This window comes from Streptococcus sp. oral taxon 431, assembly GCF_023115445.1.
In the GTDB taxonomy this organism is placed as follows: domain Bacteria; phylum Bacillota; class Bacilli; order Lactobacillales; family Streptococcaceae; genus Streptococcus.
The window spans coordinates 1-15,465 of record NZ_JALDUI010000018.1 but is presented as its reverse complement, the minus strand read 5'-3'; the positions used below and the strand labels follow the sequence as shown (position 1 = coordinate 15,465).

Genomic DNA, 15,465 nt, shown 5'->3' with positions numbered 1-15,465 from the left:
GATTCAGTTTTGAAATCAATACCTTGTTTGAATCCTCAAAGGAGATTGTTAGTAGTTGCGCGATAGTGGCTTGGTGCTAGTGTTAACCTTGTAGTTGAGTCAATTTAAAACAAGATTATCTGCAAGTGAAGGCAGAATTCCTTTGACTGGAGGTAAATAAAATGACTTTTGAGGATTTAAGAGAACTCTTACTCTCGATAGCTGAAGAAGATGCTATTATTTCGACTTTATTTTCGTTTTTTATTAAAAATAAAGGATATTCGCCTCAGATATTGGAAGAGATTATTTTTTATGGAGTGACAATAGGTTGGTTTGAAATAGTTAATGTCGAAAATAATGATATTCTCTATACAGATATCGAGTGGAGAATTGATAATGTCTTTCAAGAAATCGTTTTTTGCGATAATGATTTTGCTGTAAAGACTTTATTTATACAAGCAGGTGGAATTCCAGAATTATTTAAGAAATTTATCTTATGACAGGAACAATCTTCATTTGTCAAAGAGAGAATTTTGATAACTTGAATCTTCATCCTATGCGATAAGGAAGTTCAACATACCCATAATAAAAGTAGAAAGACTAGATAAAGCATGACAGATCAGCAAGCACTATTTTTCCAAGAACTAAAAATCATCCAGGAGCAAGCTGTAAATATGAATATCCATCAGAGTGATTTAACTAAAGAAGAACTGCTTTTTAATGTTAGTTATGATACTTTGGTTTTGATGATGGAATTGTTGGATGGCTATCGTAACATGAACTTGGAGTTATCTGATAAAGAGAGCAAGGAAGTTTTAAATGGGAATATACAATTACATGATGGGGTTGTTGATTTTTTGAAGTCATTTTAATTTAGCTAAGATGTGACATGTGATCTAATCTCCATAAAATAGGGAGTGAATAGGAGGAGAAAAATGGTTGGAGATCTTTTGAAAATCGATAGGATTAAGACGCTATTGCTCGAGAATGGGATTTCTTTGGAACCAGGTCTAAGTGATGAAGAAATACAAAAAGTCGAGAAAATCTATGGAATTGAATTTCCTGAGCAGTGGTTGGCAGTCTATCAACAATTATTGCCTATTTCAGAAGGTTTTTATAACTGGAGAAATTTCTCAGCTGAAAATATAGAACATATAAAATGGAGCCTAGTTGCTCCCTATGATGGAATTTTGGAAAGTTTGGATGAACTGGTGTGGGATGCCTCTTGGGGGAGCGAGCCAACTACACTCTTGGACAGAAATATTCAAATCAGGAAAATGTTAGAAGCAGCACCTCGACTAATCCCCTTATATGGGCATCGTTTTCTCCCTAGTTATGAGAATCAGGAGATGCCGATTTTATCAGTAGTGGATTTAGATATTATTTATTATGGCAAAGACTTATACGATTATTTTGAGATTGAATTTGGAAATAGGAAACTTTCTCTGGCTTTAGAAGAATATAAGCAAGTACCCTTCTGGACGAGTGACTTTTATTAAATGTTTTTACAAAGATAACTGGTCGCACCCTTGAAAACTTCATCTTACTTTGAAATATGCTAAACCCACGATTGGAATTTCTAGATGTCAAGTTAAAGTTTGAGCGGTGACTAAATGGCAGGATAAGCGATGCATTTGTTCTGCCAGGAGCATTGACATAAATTCGAGTTGTACCTGAATCACTGCGTGTTAGTGCCTCCGAAATAGCTTCCATAAGCGTTCCAGCTTGTTTAGCAAGATGTTGGAATTTATGAGGACCTTGATGGATATTATTTTTCTTCATAGTATGTTGTGTTATATGTTGTGTTATAATGTAGATACGATATGAAAAAATTAAGATATCTCTTTAAATGTCACTTTGTGTGAACATGAGTACATTTGAATTTATAGAATGATAGGAAATGGTTTACAATGATAAGTTTAGAGCTGATGTCTGAAGAAAATAGCATAGATGTTTATTCTTTTGAAAAAGAAAATCGGGAGTATTTTGAGCGGAATTTACCTCCTAGACCAGCTCACTATTTTGACTTAGAAGGTTTTAAAGAAATTACAAGGGAATTGTTAAGGGAACAAGAGAATCATGATGTCTATATGCATCTTATTAGAGATGCACAAGGTACTATGGTCGGAAGAATCAATTTAAGTGTTTTAGGGAAGGATAGAAAAATAGCAGAACTTGGATATAGGATTGGAGAAAATGTTACTAATTTAGGATATGCAAGCGAAGCAGTTAAACTCGTTTTAGAAAAGGCCTTTACTACTTATGGTTTACATAAGATTATCGCAGGGACGGCAAGGGACAATCTGGCTTCTCAGAGAGTGCTTTTAAAAAACGGTTTCACCTTTAGTAAAATCATAGAAAATGACTTTCAAATGAATAACGAGTGGATTCATACGGCAGTATTTGAGATAAGGAATCTATAGCATCATCATTCCCAGTCGTTTGCCAAAACTCAACATTCCCAGTAGACATTTGTCTGCTTTTTTATGGAAAATAGGAGGATATTTGTATAGTTGATTAAAATAAGATGTGAACAAAGAGGTTAGGAAAGTCAAATTAATTTCTAAAAATGTTTTAGAATCTATATTGTACTACTCTAAGTTCAATCCACTATAGCATTCTTTGTTCTTGTTTTTATTTCCCTATCGTCATGATTACAAGCCAATTTGTATCTATAATACTTCTTTATTAGCCTTGTTTCTTGTCAAACTTTTTAATCCTCAGATCAAGACGAATATCTTATCAGCTAGTTTTGCTACGGGATTTAATATTCTATTGAATACATCAATTGTCTGTTATCTTTACTTTCTTGAGTTAAAAACTCTTAGTTTTAGTTCTTTTTTACTTTTTTGCTTACTCTACTATATAAAAATTTTTATCATTCCCTTATGGCTGGTTTATAGTCAAAATTCTAAGTATGATCCTTATCTGGTACATAGTAATTTCTTTAAGAGGAATGCTTCATATGTGATGCATGTTTGATTTTATAAAAATGATGACTTTCTACTTTTGGGTAGGAAGTTTTTTATTATTTCTATATCGAAACAGTTGACAGATGTAATCCAGAGTGTTACAATAGTTCAAAAGGTTCGATATAGAACAAAAAAGGAGACAAAATGGACAAAATGTTAGGAGGCTACCAAGCTCTACAGATTCGATTGTTGAATGGGCGTATCTTTCAAAAACTATTGAGCAAGCAACCAGATGCTCAATACAGAAGTGAACAGGGAAAAATTTTAACGATTTTGTGGAAGCAAGAGTTGGGGTGTGCTACAGCGACCGATATCGCTCTTGCGACGGGTCTAGCCAATAATACATTGACCAGTATGGTTAAGAAATTGGAAGAACAAGGCTTGGTCACGATTCAACCTTGCACGCAGGATAAAAGGAAAAAATATATCTCTTTGACAGACCTCGGTTGGGCGCAAAAAGAAATTGGAGATCGTGTCAGCAAAGAACTGGGAGAGATTTTTTATCAAGGCTTTTCGGATCAAGAAATCCAAGAATTTGAAGCTTATCAAGAGCGTGTTATCACAAATCTAAAAGCTAAAGAGAATGACATCTAGGGAAAGGAAGTGACAGTTATGATCGGAATTACAGGTGTAACAGGAAAATTAGGTTCCTATGTGGCTGATCTTGTCGATAAAAAAGGAATCGCTTCTGTCCATCTAGCAAGAAGCCCAGAGCGTGCAAAAGTTTATGCGTCTGCGGAAATCCGTAGAATATCCTATACCAATACTCCAGAGGTGGTTGAAGCCTTGAAGGGGATCGATACTTTGTTGATGGTTTCTGCTAGGGAAAATCCTGAGCGTGTCAAGGAGCACAAGGAGTTTTTAGATGCTGCAAAACTAGCAGGGGTGCAACATATCGTTTATACCTCCTTTTATGGGGCAGATGAGAAGGCAACTTTTACCTTGTCTCGAGATCATGCCCAGACGGAAGCCTATATCAAGGAGTTAGGGTTCACCTACACTTTTTTGAGAGATAATTTTTACTTGGACTTTCTGATTGATATGGCGCTTGAAAATGGAGAGATTCGTGGTCCGGCTGGCAGCGGCCTTGTGTCAGCTGTTGCCCGTAAGGACACATCTAGGGTTGCAGCAGAAATTCTTTTAAATCCTAAGGAGTGGGAAAATCAAACCTTGAATTTGACAGGGCCAGAGGATCTCTCCATGGAAGAAATCGTAGCACTTCTCTCAAATCAGACCGGTAAGGACATCACGTATATAGATGAATCAGTAGAAGAAGCCTATGAGTCACGAAAAAAATGGCCAGCACAAACTTGGGAGTACGATGCCTGGGTCAGTACCTATACAGCGATTAAAGCTGGCGAACAGGCTGGGGTTTCAACAGATATCGAAAAAGTCCTAAGGCATCCAGCAAGCAGCCTTTTGGATATTCTTAGAGATAGAAAACTTATTGAGGAAAAAAATGATTGAATACAAACATGTAGCCTTGCGCTACACGGATAAAAATATTTTAAAAGATGTCAATCTCCGCATTGAAAATGGAGAATTCATGGTGCTAGTGGGTCCTTCAGGATCTGGTAAGACCACCATGATCAAGATGATTAACCGACTCTTGGAGCCGACAGATGGCAATATCTATATGGATGGAAAACGCATCAAGGATTATGATGAACGGGAGTTGCGTCTCAGTACTGGCTATGTCCTCCAAGCTATTGCCCTATTTCCTAACTTGACGGTTGAGGAAAATATAGCATTGATTCCTGAGATGAAGGGTTGGAGCAAGGAACAAATTGCCTCTAAAACCGAAGAACTCTTAGCCAAAGTGGGGCTTCCTGCGGCAGATTATGCTCATCGTTTACCAAGCGAGTTATCTGGTGGTGAGCAACAGCGGATTGGCATTGTACGAGCCATCATTGGGGAACCAAAAATCTTGCTGATGGATGAGCCCTTTTCAGCCTTGGATGCTATCTCTCGCAAGCAGTTGCAAGCTCTCACCAAGGATTTGCACAAGGAGTTCGGGATGACCACCATCTTCGTTACTCATGATACGGATGAGGCTTTGAAATTAGGGGATCGAATTGCAGTTTTGCAGGATGGAGAAATTCGCCAGGTCGCAGAACCTGAAACAATTTTACAAGCGCCTGCGACAGACTTTGTAGCAAACTTATTTGGAGGTAGCCTTCATGTCTAATTTGATTTCAACCTTTCAAGAGCGTTTTGGGGAATGGTTAACCGCTCTTGGGCAACACTTACAATTATCGCTTTTGACCTTATTGGTTGCTATTTTTCTGACCATCCCACTTGCGGTTTATCTAAATAGCCACAAAAAAGCTGCGAACTGGGTGCTACAAGTTGCGGGTATCTTTCAGACCATTCCTTCAATGGCTTTGTTGGGGCTCTTTATTCCTTTCATGGGGATTGGGACCTTACCAGCACTCACAGCTCTTGTCATCTATGCTATTTTTCCGATTTTGGAAAATACAATCACAGCACTGAACGGCATTGATCCTAGTCTTGAGGAGGCAGGGATTGCTTTTGGAATGACCAAGTGGGAGCGACTCAAGAAGTTTGAAATTCCACTTGCCATGCCTGTCATTGTATCGGGGGTTCGTACAGCAACTGTTATGATCATTGGGACAGCAACTCTAGCCGCTCTTGTTGGAGCTGGGGGATTGGGCTCCTTTATCCTTTTGGGAATTGATCGTCGGAATGCTAGTCTCATTTTAATCGGGGCTATTTCATCGGCTATCTTGGCCATTCTCTTTAATGTTGTTCTCAAATGGTTGGAAAAGGCAAAGTTGCGTACAATTGTTGCAGCCTTTGCTGTTATGGTGCTTGGTTTGGGAGCTAGTTATGCTCCAAGCATGATTCCTAAGAAAGAAAAAGAAAATCTGGTTATAGCTGGGAAGTTGGGACCTGAGCCTGAGATTCTCATGAATATGTATAAACTTCTCATCGAGGAAAATACGGATATGACGGTGACGGTCAAGCCTAACTTTGGGAAGACAGATTTCCTTTATCAAGCGCTGAAAAAAGGGGACATTGATATCTATCCAGAATTTTCTGGAACAGTGACAGAGAGTCTCCTCCAACCATCGCCACAAATTGGGCATGACCCGGAAAAGGTCTACGAGGTGGCTCGTGACGGCATTGCCAAACAGGATCAACTAGCCTTTCTTAAACCCATGGCTTATCAAAACACTTATGCTATAGCAGTTCCCAAAAAAATTGCGCAAGAATATGAACTTAAGACGATTTCAGACTTGAAAAAAGTGGAAGGACAGCTCAAGGCAGGATTCACTCTGGAGTTTAACGACCGTGAGGATGGAAACAAGGGCTTACAGTCTGTTTATGGATTGAATCTAAATGTGGCAACAATGGAGCCAGCTCTTCGCTACCAAGCCATCCAGTCAGGGGACATTCAAATTACAGATGCTTACTCGACAGATGCTGAAATTGCTCGTTATGACTTGATGATTTTAGAAGATGATCAACATCTCTTCCCGCCATATCAAGGTGCGCCACTCATGAGAGCTGAATTACTCGAAAAACATCCTGAGTTGGAAGCAGTCCTTAATAAACTAGCTGGTAAAATCACCGAGAGCCAGATGAGTCAGATGAACTATCAGGTTGGTGTGGAAGGCCAATCAGCTGAAGAAGTGGCGCGTGAGTTTCTCCTTCAAGAAGGAATTCTTCAAAAATAAACGTAGAAAAGACTTTATACTAACAAAAACCCATCTTGCTTTTAAGACAAGATAGGGTTTTTGTATTAAAATAAAAGTAATATAAGTGTTAATACTATAGCAAATGTAATTCTGATAATATGGTGAAGCTTTTTAAAGTTTTCTTTCTGTTTGTCATTCCAATAGGCTCCGTAACAAATTACCCCACAGCCAATCAGCCAAAGAGATAGTGCGACAATCGGCAAAAAGAAGTAGAGGAAGATAGATAAGGTCGCAAGGCTACTTCCGATAAGGAGAAGCCGATTTCCTAGGAGATTCCTGCCTTTTCTTAATTCTGAAAGGCTAGCCAATAAATGAAGGAGAGGAAAAGAAAGGACTAAGAAGGCTAAAAAAATAGCAAGAATAATAACGAAGTTCATAAGATTTCCTTTCTAGCTAGAATAATGATGATTTATTTTTGTTTGGTTGTCATTTCCATGACATCTAAGTAAAATCTCACTATTTGATCTTCCTTATAAGATTTCCCTTTTTTGAGCCACCAAGTCAATGTTTCGATGAAGTTAGTTACGACAAAATGCTTGAGATAGGAAGCAGGAATATTAGGGTAAGAAGCTTGCAAGTCCTCTACGACCATGGGGTAGACGTGGTGTTCCAATTCTTTCTGTAATTGGCGGAGGAAGTAGTCATTTTTTGAGAAAAGGAGGCTGGTGACATGGTCTTGATTTTTCTTAAAATGTGAAAAGATGTGAGCCAAATAATCCTCTGTAGTTATATTTTCCTCGCGTTCAAAAAGATGATGAAAGAGATAACGGCAGAGCTCATCTAGGAGTAATTCCTTACTTTCATAATGACTGTAGAAGGTTGAACGTCCAACGTCGGCTAGGTCGATGATCTCTTGGACCGTGATGGATTCATAATCTTTTTGATTTAGTAATTGTAAAAAAGCAGTATAGATAGCTTTCCGAGTCTTGGTAATACGACGATCTTGAGTACTCATATAGACAATTTGAATCAATTGTTCAGTAACTTACAAACCGAACAGTTTGCTCCTATCCTTTCTTTTTATTTTATTGGATAATAACAATGAAGAGAAGAGATAATAGTCTCATTTCTCAGAATATTTATAGAAATATATGTTTGATGCAGTAGCTGATTGGGAACTTCTTTCGCTATTTAGCTCGAAGAGCATCTAATCAGCATTACGGGCGTGGGACTAAGAAAACTTTTTTATAAAATTTTCCTAGTCCCATTATAACAAAGGAAGGTGGAAAAATGAGTTCAAAACGTGCTATTTGGCTGGCTTTTTTCTTAAATTTGAGTTACGCCATTGTTGAGTTTATTGCAGGCGGAGTATTTGGTTCTAGTGCTGTTCTTGCGGACTCTGTCCATGACTTAGGAGATGCGATTGCAATTGGGCTATCAGCCTTTCTTGAAACAATTTCCAATCGTGAAGAGGATAGTCATTACACCTTGGGTTACAAACGATTTAGCCTTCTAGGAGCTTTGATAACGGCTGTGATTCTCATGACAGGATCTGCTCTAGTCATTTTGGAAAATATAAGGAAACTTTTTCATCCACAACCTATCAATGATGAAGGAATCCTCTGGCTTGGAATTATTGCGGTTAGTATAAATGTGCTAGCGAGTTTAGTGGTTCGTAAAGGAAAAACAAAGAATGAGTCTATCCTTAGCCTGCATTTTCTGGAAGATACCCTGGGTTGGATAGCCATCATTCTAATGGCCATTGTCCTCAGATTTACTGACTGGTATATTCTGGATCCTCTCTTATCACTTGTCATTTCCTTCTTTATCTTGTCAAAAGCCATTCCACGATTTTGGTCTGCAATTAAGATATTTCTCGATGCGGTTCCTGAGGGGCTTAATAGTGAAAAGCTAGAGCAGGATTTATTATCACTAGAAAATGTCAAGAGTATCAATCAACTGAGTATTTGGTCCATGGATGGTCTAGAAAATAATGCAATTGTTCATCTATGCTTAGAGGATTGGGCACGAATGGAAGAATGCAAAGAAGCTATTCGCAGTCAATTAAGACAAAGTGGAGTTCACAATATTACTATTGAAGTGGATACTAGTCCAATGAATCATAATCAACACAAACGCTGCCTTGAAGATATTGGGGGCATAAAAGGTCACGAACACTAGAGAAGTTTTGGAAAGGTTGATACTGTGTTTTCCTCCTAATATATGCTATTTTTCATTTGCTAGTATACAAATCTTTAAATTGAGTGTAAACTAAAAGTATCAAAAGAAGTAGGGGAAAATATGTTTTACAAAACCTTAAACAACAATATCAAAATGCCACAACTTGGATTTGGAGTATTTCAGACTCCAGTAGATGAAACAAAGCGAGCAGTTCTTGAGGCTATCGAGGTTGGTTATCGTTCCTTTGATACCGCTCAAATCTATGGCAATGAAGCAGGTGTGGGGGAAGCTATCTTGGAGTCAGGTCTTCCACGGGAAGAATTCTTCCTTACAACAAAAATTTGGATCAGCAATGCAGGATATGAGAAGGCCAAAGCCTCTATCGAAGAATCCTTGGAAAAACTACAAACAGATTATATTGACCTTTTGTTGGTTCACCAACCTTTCGGTGATTACTATGGCACATACAGAGCCATGGAAGAAGCTTATAGAGCTGGGCAGATTCGGGCTATTGGCGTCTCTAACTTTTCACCCAATCGTTTTATCGATTTACAGCATTTTGTGGAGATTAAACCAGTTGTTAATCAGATAGAAACCCATGTTTTCTATCAACAAAAAGAGACCAAAAAGTATTTGGAGAAATACAATTGTCAAATTGAATCTTGGGGGCCTTTTGCTGAAGGGAAAAATGATTTCTTCAGTACTCCTTTGTTGAAGGAAATTGGAGAAAAACATGGGAAATCAGTAGCGCAAGTAGCTCTACGTTTCTTACTTCAAAGTGACGTGGTTGTTATTCCTAAGTCTGTTCGTAAAGAACGGATGCAAGAGAACTTTGATATTTTTGACTTTGAGTTAACAGAAGATGAAATGAAGAACATAGAAGGATTGGACCAAGGACGTACACTCTTTCATGATCACCAAGAACCAGAAACAGCTGAAAGATTTCTATCATTTTTAAGCTAAGTAAAGGAGACCAGCTAGTCTGACTATTATAGTAGCAGGTGAAATCTTCTAGCCTTTTCATAAGATGATGGAGTTCTTAGAAGTCAATTTTGTTTAGCGGAAACATTTACTATCATCTTGCATGCTATTTCACTCATAAAAGTGTATACTAAAGGTGAGTAAGCAATAGAAAGTAGGTTGTTCTTATGAAGAAAACAGTCTATACAAAAGCAGGGCAAGTTGGTCTTGTCGAAGTGGAGCGTCCGCAAATTGAGGCGCCGGATGATGTCGTTCTCCGGATTGTCCGTACCTGTGTTTGTGGATCAGACCTCTGGAGCTACCGTAATCCAGACATTGAAAAGGGGCATCAAAATAGCGGTCACGAGGCTATTGGAATCGTCGAAGAAATCGGAGATGCTATTACAACGGTCAAACCAGGAGATTTTGTCATTGCGCCTTTCACCCATGGCTGTGGCGAGTGTGACGCCTGTCGCGCTGGCTATGATGGAACTTGTGATCGCCATATTGGAACTAACTGGTCTGATGGAGTGCAGGCAGAGTACATGCGTTTTGAAAATGCAAACTGGGCACTCGTAAAAGTCCCTGGACAACCGTGCGATTATACAGAAGCCATGCTCAAATCCTTCTTGACTTTGGCAGATGTCATGCCAACTGGTTACCATGCGGCGCGTGTGGCTCATGTCAAACCAGGTGACAAAGTGGTAGTAATTGGTGATGGGGCAGTTGGACAATGTGCTGTTATTGCAGCCAAAATGCGTGGAGCTTCCCAAATCGTCCTCATGAGCCGTCATGAAGATCGACAAAAGCTGGCTTTGGAATTCGGTGCTACAGCGGTGGTTGAAGAACGTGGTCAAGAAGGTATTGCTAAGGTTCGTGAAATCCTTGGTGGCGGAGCGGATGCTGCTCTTGAATGTGTCGGTACCGCAGCAGCTGTTGATCAAGCTCTGGGAGTCCTTCACAATGGAGGGCGCTTAGGATTTGTTGGTGTGCCTCACTACAATAACCGTGCTCTTGGTTCGACCTTTGCCCAAAACATCTCTGTAGCAGGTGGAGCAGCTTCTGTTACCACCTATGACAAACAGTTCTTACTCAAGGCTGTCCTTAATGGAGACATCAATCCAGGTCGTGTGTTCACTCATAGTTATCGCTTAGATGAGATTGATCAAGCCTATAAAGATATGGATGAACGTAAGACCATTAAAGCTATGATTGTGATGGAATAGAAAAGAAAATCCTAATAGAGAGTGAACTCTTATTAGGATTTTTTATTGTAAACAGTTATATTTAATGCAAGGTGCTTTCTCTTAAAGTCAGTTTGGTTCCCAGCATAGTGAGGCTTGGAATCTTGCGTCCGTGGAGTACTTCTCTATTAAGGATATCCATGCCTGTGCGTCCCATTTCCTCTGTATAAACAGTGATACTTGAAAGTGGTGGGAAAACTTGTTTGGTCAAGCTAGTGTCATTAAAGGAAATTAAACTCACTCGCTCTGGCAGGTGGATACTAGCTTCTTGAAGTGCCCGAAGGGCACCGATTGCCAGACTATCGCTTGCAGCAAAAAAGGCAGATGGAAGTTGTTCACCCAAGTTTTGAATTGCATGTTTCATTAAGTCGTAGCCAGATTGGGCAGAAAACTCTCCTTGGAAAATCAGCTCTTCATGATAGATTCCTAGTTCCTGTGTGTAGCTGATAAAGGCTTCCAGTCGTTTGTCATGGATTTGTTCCTCTTGATCAGTCGTAATCTCGAGTCCAGTCAGAATTCCAACCCTGTCCATGCCTTGATTGATAAAATAATCCAAAACTTGTTTGACAGCATTTGAAAAATCAGTGATAACACAAGTATGCCCTAAAGCTAGAGTGTCACTATCTAGAAAAACTAGAGGTTTTTGATACTCTTCAAATGATGCAATCTGTGCTTTGCTAAATTTTCCAATACAAAGAATTCCAATGACTTCTTCGCTAAGCGTAAAAGGTTGATCATTGAAATAGCGTAAGATTTCGTAATCTAATTCTTGTGCCCTATTTTCGATTCCTAGTCGAATCTGGTAGTAGTAGAGGTCTTCCAACTCACCTTGTTCGCTGACCCACTGGATAATAGCAATCTTTTGTTTAAGTTTGTGACTTTCACCTGTTTTGAGATGTTTGGTATAACCTAGTTCTTCGGCGACAGTTAAAATACGATGTCGGGTTTCTTCTGTGACAGATAGACTCTGATCGCGATTGAGGACACGGGATACAGTTGCGATTGAGACAGAGGCTAACTGAGCAATATCTTTGAGTGTAGCCATAATTCCCCTCCTTTTTAGGTTATTATATCATATTTTTCTATCTTTTTACTCATAGTTTAGTAAAATATCGGTAAAAATGTTGACCAAAGCAAAACCCTTGGGTACAATAGAAGAAAACGATTACAAGGTAAACTTTTTTACCTAACAAATTGTCAAAGGAGAATTCATATGACACAACATCTTACTGCTGATGCACTTCGCAAGGACTTTCTTGCTGTTTTTGGTCAAGAAGCAGATCAAACCTTCTTCTCACCAGGCCGTATCAACTTGATTGGGGAGCATACTGACTATAATGGTGGCCATGTTTTCCCAGCTGCTATTTCGCTAGGAACTTATGGAGCTGCACGTAAGCGTGATGACCAAGTTTTGCGTTTCTACTCCGCAAACTTTGAGGACAAAGGCATTATCGAAGTTCCTCTAGTTGACCTTAAGTTTGAGAAAGAGCACAACTGGACCAACTATCCAAAAGGTGTCCTTCATTTCTTGCAAGAAGCTGGACATGTGATTGATAAAGGTTTTGATTTCTATGTATTTGGAAATATCCCAAATGGTGCTGGTTTGTCATCTTCAGCTTCTTTGGAGCTATTGACAGGTGTCGTGGCAGAATACCTCTTTGACCTAAAATTGGACCGTTTAGATTTAGTAAAAATCGGGAAATTGACAGAGAACAACTTTATTGGGGTTAATTCTGGTATCATGGATCAATTTGCTATCGGTATGGGGGCAGATCAACGTGCCATTTATCTGGATACAAATAGTTTAGAATACGACTTGGTTCCCCTTGATCTGAAGGACAATGTTGTTGTTATCATGAATACCAACAAACGCCGTGAACTAGCAGATTCTAAGTACAATGAACGCCGAGCTGAGTGTGAAAAAGCAGTAGAAGAACTCCAAGTGGCCTTAAATATTCAAACCTTGGGTGAATTGGATGAGTGGGCTTTTGATGAATATAGCTACCTGATCAAAGACGAAAATCGCTTGAAACGTGCGCGTCATGCAGTTCTTGAGAATCAACGTACCCTTAAAGCACAAGCGGCTCTTCAAGCAGGAGATTTGGACAAGTTTGGTCGTTTGATGAATGCTTCTCATGTTTCACTTGAGCATGACTACGAAGTAACTGGCTTGGAATTAGATACCCTTGTTCATACAGCTTGGGCTCAAGAAGGTGTTCTCGGTGCTCGTATGACAGGAGCAGGTTTTGGTGGTTGTGCAATCGCCTTGGTTCAAAAGGATGCTGTTGAGTCCTTTAAAGAAGCTGTAGGCAAGCACTATGAAGAAATCGTTGGTTACGCTCCAAGTTTCTATATCGCTGAAGTGGCAGGTGGAACTCGCGTTCTTGAATAGTCAGAAGGAGGTTATCTAGTGACCTTAGTAGAAAAATTTGTGACCAAAGTCATTGCAGAAAGTAGCTTTGAAGAATTGGATCGAATCTATCTAACCAATCGTGTTTTAGCACTGGTAGGAGATGGAGTTCTTGAAGTTGAGACTGACCAGGATGATTTGATTGAACTAAAAGATCAGCTTGTCGAGGAAGCTGTTCGATTGGAAACAATTGAAGATAGTCAGGCTGCGCGTGAGATTCTCGGTGCTGACCTCATGGACTTGGTAACGCCTTGTCCAAGTCAGGTTAATCGTGATTTTTGGAACACCTATGCCCAGTCACCAGAGCAGGCAATTGCAGATTTCTACCAACTCAGTCAGAAGAATGACTACATCAAACTAAAGGCTATCGCAAAGAATATTGCTTATCGTGTACCATCTGACTACGGTGAACTAGAGATTACCATCAATCTCTCTAAGCCTGAAAAGGATCCAAAAGAGATTGCGGCAGCTAAGTTGGTCAAGTCGAGTAACTATCCTCAATGTCAGCTCTGTATGGAAAATGAAGGCTACCATGGTCGTGTCAATCATCCAGCTAGAAGCAATCACCGGATTATTCGTTTTGATATTTCTGGGCAGGAGTGGGGCTTCCAGTATTCGCCTTACGCTTACTTTAATGAGCACTGTATTTTCCTAGATAGCAAGCATCGTCCTATGGCCATTAGTCGCCAAAGTTTTGAACGTTTGTTAGCAATTGTGGAGCAATTTCCAGGCTACTTTGCAGGTTCGAATGCAGACTTACCAATCGTGGGTGGTTCCATCCTGACCCATGATCATTATCAAGGTGGTCGTCATGTTTTCCCAATGGAAGTGGCTCCTATTCAGAAAAACTTTACCTTTGCAGGTTTTGAAACTGTCAAAGCAGGGATTGTTCAGTGGCCTATGTCTGTGATTCGATTGACGTCAGATTCAAAAGACGAGCTGACCAACCTTGCTGAGAAAATCTTACTAGCTTGGCGTCAATACTCTGATTCAAGTGTCCAAGTCTTGGCGGAAAGCAATGGAACACCACATCACACTATCACACCGATAGCCCGTAAGCGTGATGGGCAGTTTGAGTTGGATTTGGTCTTGCGGGACAATCAAACATCTCCAGAGCATCCAGATGGTATCTATCATCCCCACAAGGATGTCCAACATATCAAGAAGGAAAATATCGGCTTGATAGAGGTCATGGGTTTGGCAATCTTGCCACCACGCTTGAAGGAAGAAGTGGAGCAAGTAGCAACTTATATAGTCGGAGAGGATGTTTCAGTATCAGATTATCACAAAAAATGGGCGGATGAGTTGAAAGAATCCCATCCTGGATTGACTGACAAAGACCAAGCTCTTAATATCGTCCAAGAATCTGTTGGAAAAATCTTTGCTCGAGTTTTGGAAGATGCAGGAGTTTACAAGCAAACAGAAGAAGGACAAGCTGCCTTTATGCGCTTTGTGGAGCAGGTTGGTATTTTACCCGAATAAGTGCTTCTCTCTTGCGTAGAGTCTTGAAAAGTAGTATCATAGTGTCGTTTGAAATATCAGGAGGAACGTATGAAAGATTTTCACTTTGACGCTATATCTGCCTTTGAAAATTACGAAATTGAAAAAATGAGAGACGGTCACGTGGTGGTGACGACAAAAGTAGTGGACTCTTCACTCAACTACTATGGAAATGCCCATGGAGGCTATCTATTTACCCTTTGTGACCAAATCAGTGGTCTTGTGGTGATTTCGCTAGGATTAGACGGGGTGACACTCCAGTCTTCCATCAACTATCTGAAAGCAGGAAATCTAGGGGATGTTCTCACTATCAAAGGAGAATGTGTCCACCAAGGACGTACCACTTGTGTCGTTGATGTTGACATCATCAACCAAGATGGTCGAAATGTCTGCAAGGCAACCTTCACCATGTTTGTCACAGGACAACGGTCAGAAGATAGACAGGTGAGGATATAGATAAACAAAAAAGAGGCGTCTGCCTCTTCAGATTGAAGACAAAGTCCTTGGAAGTGAAGTTTCTAAGGGCTTTTCTTTGTGTAAAGTCGTATAATAGAGGT

The 15,465-nt window shown here is 39.8% G+C and carries 17 protein-coding genes and 1 pseudogene; 14 read left to right on the top strand and 4 right to left on the bottom strand.

Annotation, left to right across the window (positions count from 1 at the left end):
- Positions 1–161: 161 nt before the first annotated feature.
- The 3 genes from M1R56_RS08770 (at position 162) to M1R56_RS08760 (ending at position 1,478) form a co-directional block, all read left to right on the top strand.
- On the top strand, positions 162–479 hold the full coding sequence (locus tag M1R56_RS08770) for a hypothetical protein (RefSeq protein WP_248035793.1): 318 nt from the start codon (positions 162–164) through the stop codon (positions 477–479).
- Between the two features lie 111 nt (positions 480–590).
- Entirely contained in the window at positions 591–851 is a 261-nt protein-coding gene (locus M1R56_RS08765; RefSeq protein WP_248035791.1) for a hypothetical protein, read from the top strand.
- Between the two features lie 63 nt (positions 852–914).
- Positions 915–1,478, top strand: coding sequence for a hypothetical protein (locus M1R56_RS08760; protein WP_248035790.1), 564 nt, complete (start codon positions 915–917; stop codon positions 1,476–1,478).
- A gap of 154 nt (positions 1,479–1,632) precedes the next feature.
- Here M1R56_RS08760 and M1R56_RS10095 read toward each other — a convergent pair.
- A pseudogene (locus tag M1R56_RS10095) lies at positions 1,633–1,734 on the bottom strand (integrase); the annotation flags it as partial.
- 155 nt (positions 1,735–1,889) lie between these two features.
- Between M1R56_RS10095 and M1R56_RS08755 the strand changes: the two are divergent.
- From M1R56_RS08755 to M1R56_RS08735, 5 genes are all read left to right on the top strand, one after another.
- Positions 1,890–2,402 carry a GNAT family N-acetyltransferase gene (locus M1R56_RS08755; protein WP_248035789.1) on the top strand — a complete coding sequence of 171 codons (513 nt, stop codon included), beginning with the start codon at positions 1,890–1,892 and terminating at the stop codon, positions 2,400–2,402.
- 693 nt (positions 2,403–3,095) lie between these two features.
- Positions 3,096–3,545, top strand: a complete 450-nt coding sequence (locus tag M1R56_RS08750; RefSeq protein WP_248035788.1) for a MarR family transcriptional regulator — start codon at positions 3,096–3,098, stop codon at positions 3,543–3,545.
- 18 nt (positions 3,546–3,563) lie between these two features.
- Positions 3,564–4,418, top strand: a complete 855-nt coding sequence (locus M1R56_RS08745) for an SDR family oxidoreductase (protein ID WP_248035787.1) — start codon at positions 3,564–3,566, stop codon at positions 4,416–4,418.
- The gene (locus tag M1R56_RS08740; RefSeq protein ID WP_248035786.1) at positions 4,411–5,139 is read left to right on the top strand and encodes an ABC transporter ATP-binding protein; all 729 of its coding nucleotides are present in this window, start codon (positions 4,411–4,413) and stop codon (positions 5,137–5,139) included. The genes M1R56_RS08745 and M1R56_RS08740 overlap by 8 nt, the downstream gene beginning before the upstream one ends.
- Positions 5,132–6,652, top strand: a complete 1,521-nt coding sequence (locus M1R56_RS08735) for an ABC transporter permease/substrate-binding protein (RefSeq protein WP_248035783.1) — start codon at positions 5,132–5,134, stop codon at positions 6,650–6,652. Before M1R56_RS08740 ends, M1R56_RS08735 begins: the two co-directional genes overlap by 8 nt.
- Before the next feature lie 65 nt (positions 6,653–6,717).
- Here M1R56_RS08735 and M1R56_RS08730 read toward each other — a convergent pair whose 3' ends face one another.
- Positions 6,718–7,050: a glucuronide permease gene (locus M1R56_RS08730; protein ID WP_248035781.1), complete on the bottom strand. Its 333-nt coding sequence runs from the start codon at positions 7,048–7,050 to the stop codon at positions 6,718–6,720.
- A 32-nt stretch (positions 7,051–7,082) separates the two neighbouring features.
- Positions 7,083–7,628 (bottom strand): TetR/AcrR family transcriptional regulator, encoded by a 546-nt coding sequence (locus M1R56_RS08725; RefSeq protein WP_248035779.1) that lies wholly within the window; start codon positions 7,626–7,628, stop codon positions 7,083–7,085.
- A gap of 275 nt (positions 7,629–7,903) precedes the next feature.
- Here M1R56_RS08725 and M1R56_RS08720 point away from each other — a divergent pair, with 275 nt between their 5' ends.
- The 3 genes from M1R56_RS08720 to M1R56_RS08710 all read left to right on the top strand — a co-directional run bounded on the left by M1R56_RS08720 (position 7,904) and on the right by M1R56_RS08710 (position 10,980).
- Positions 7,904–8,794 (top strand): cation diffusion facilitator family transporter, encoded by an 891-nt coding sequence (locus tag M1R56_RS08720; protein WP_248035777.1) that lies wholly within the window; start codon positions 7,904–7,906, stop codon positions 8,792–8,794.
- Positions 8,795–8,914: 120 nt separating this feature from the next.
- Entirely contained in the window at positions 8,915–9,757 is an 843-nt protein-coding gene (locus M1R56_RS08715) for an aldo/keto reductase (protein ID WP_248035775.1), read from the top strand.
- 185 nt (positions 9,758–9,942) lie between these two features.
- Positions 9,943–10,980, top strand: a complete 1,038-nt coding sequence (locus M1R56_RS08710; RefSeq protein WP_248035773.1) for an alcohol dehydrogenase catalytic domain-containing protein — start codon at positions 9,943–9,945, stop codon at positions 10,978–10,980.
- A 61-nt stretch (positions 10,981–11,041) separates the two neighbouring features.
- Here M1R56_RS08710 and M1R56_RS08705 read toward each other — a convergent pair whose 3' ends face one another.
- On the bottom strand, positions 11,042–12,043 hold the full coding sequence (locus M1R56_RS08705; protein ID WP_248035772.1) for a LacI family DNA-binding transcriptional regulator: 1,002 nt from the start codon (positions 12,041–12,043) through the stop codon (positions 11,042–11,044).
- 168 nt (positions 12,044–12,211) lie between these two features.
- Between M1R56_RS08705 and M1R56_RS08700 the strand changes: the two genes are divergently transcribed.
- From M1R56_RS08700 to M1R56_RS08690, 3 genes are all read left to right on the top strand, one after another.
- The gene (locus tag M1R56_RS08700; protein WP_248035770.1) at positions 12,212–13,390 is read left to right on the top strand and encodes a galactokinase; all 1,179 of its coding nucleotides are present in this window, start codon (positions 12,212–12,214) and stop codon (positions 13,388–13,390) included.
- 18 nt (positions 13,391–13,408) lie between these two features.
- Entirely contained in the window at positions 13,409–14,890 is a 1,482-nt protein-coding gene (locus M1R56_RS08695; RefSeq protein WP_248035768.1) for a UDP-glucose--hexose-1-phosphate uridylyltransferase, read from the top strand.
- A 69-nt stretch (positions 14,891–14,959) separates the two neighbouring features.
- Positions 14,960–15,364, top strand: a complete 405-nt coding sequence (locus tag M1R56_RS08690; protein WP_006152721.1) for a PaaI family thioesterase — start codon at positions 14,960–14,962, stop codon at positions 15,362–15,364.
- The last annotated feature ends 101 nt before the right edge of the window (positions 15,365–15,465 follow it).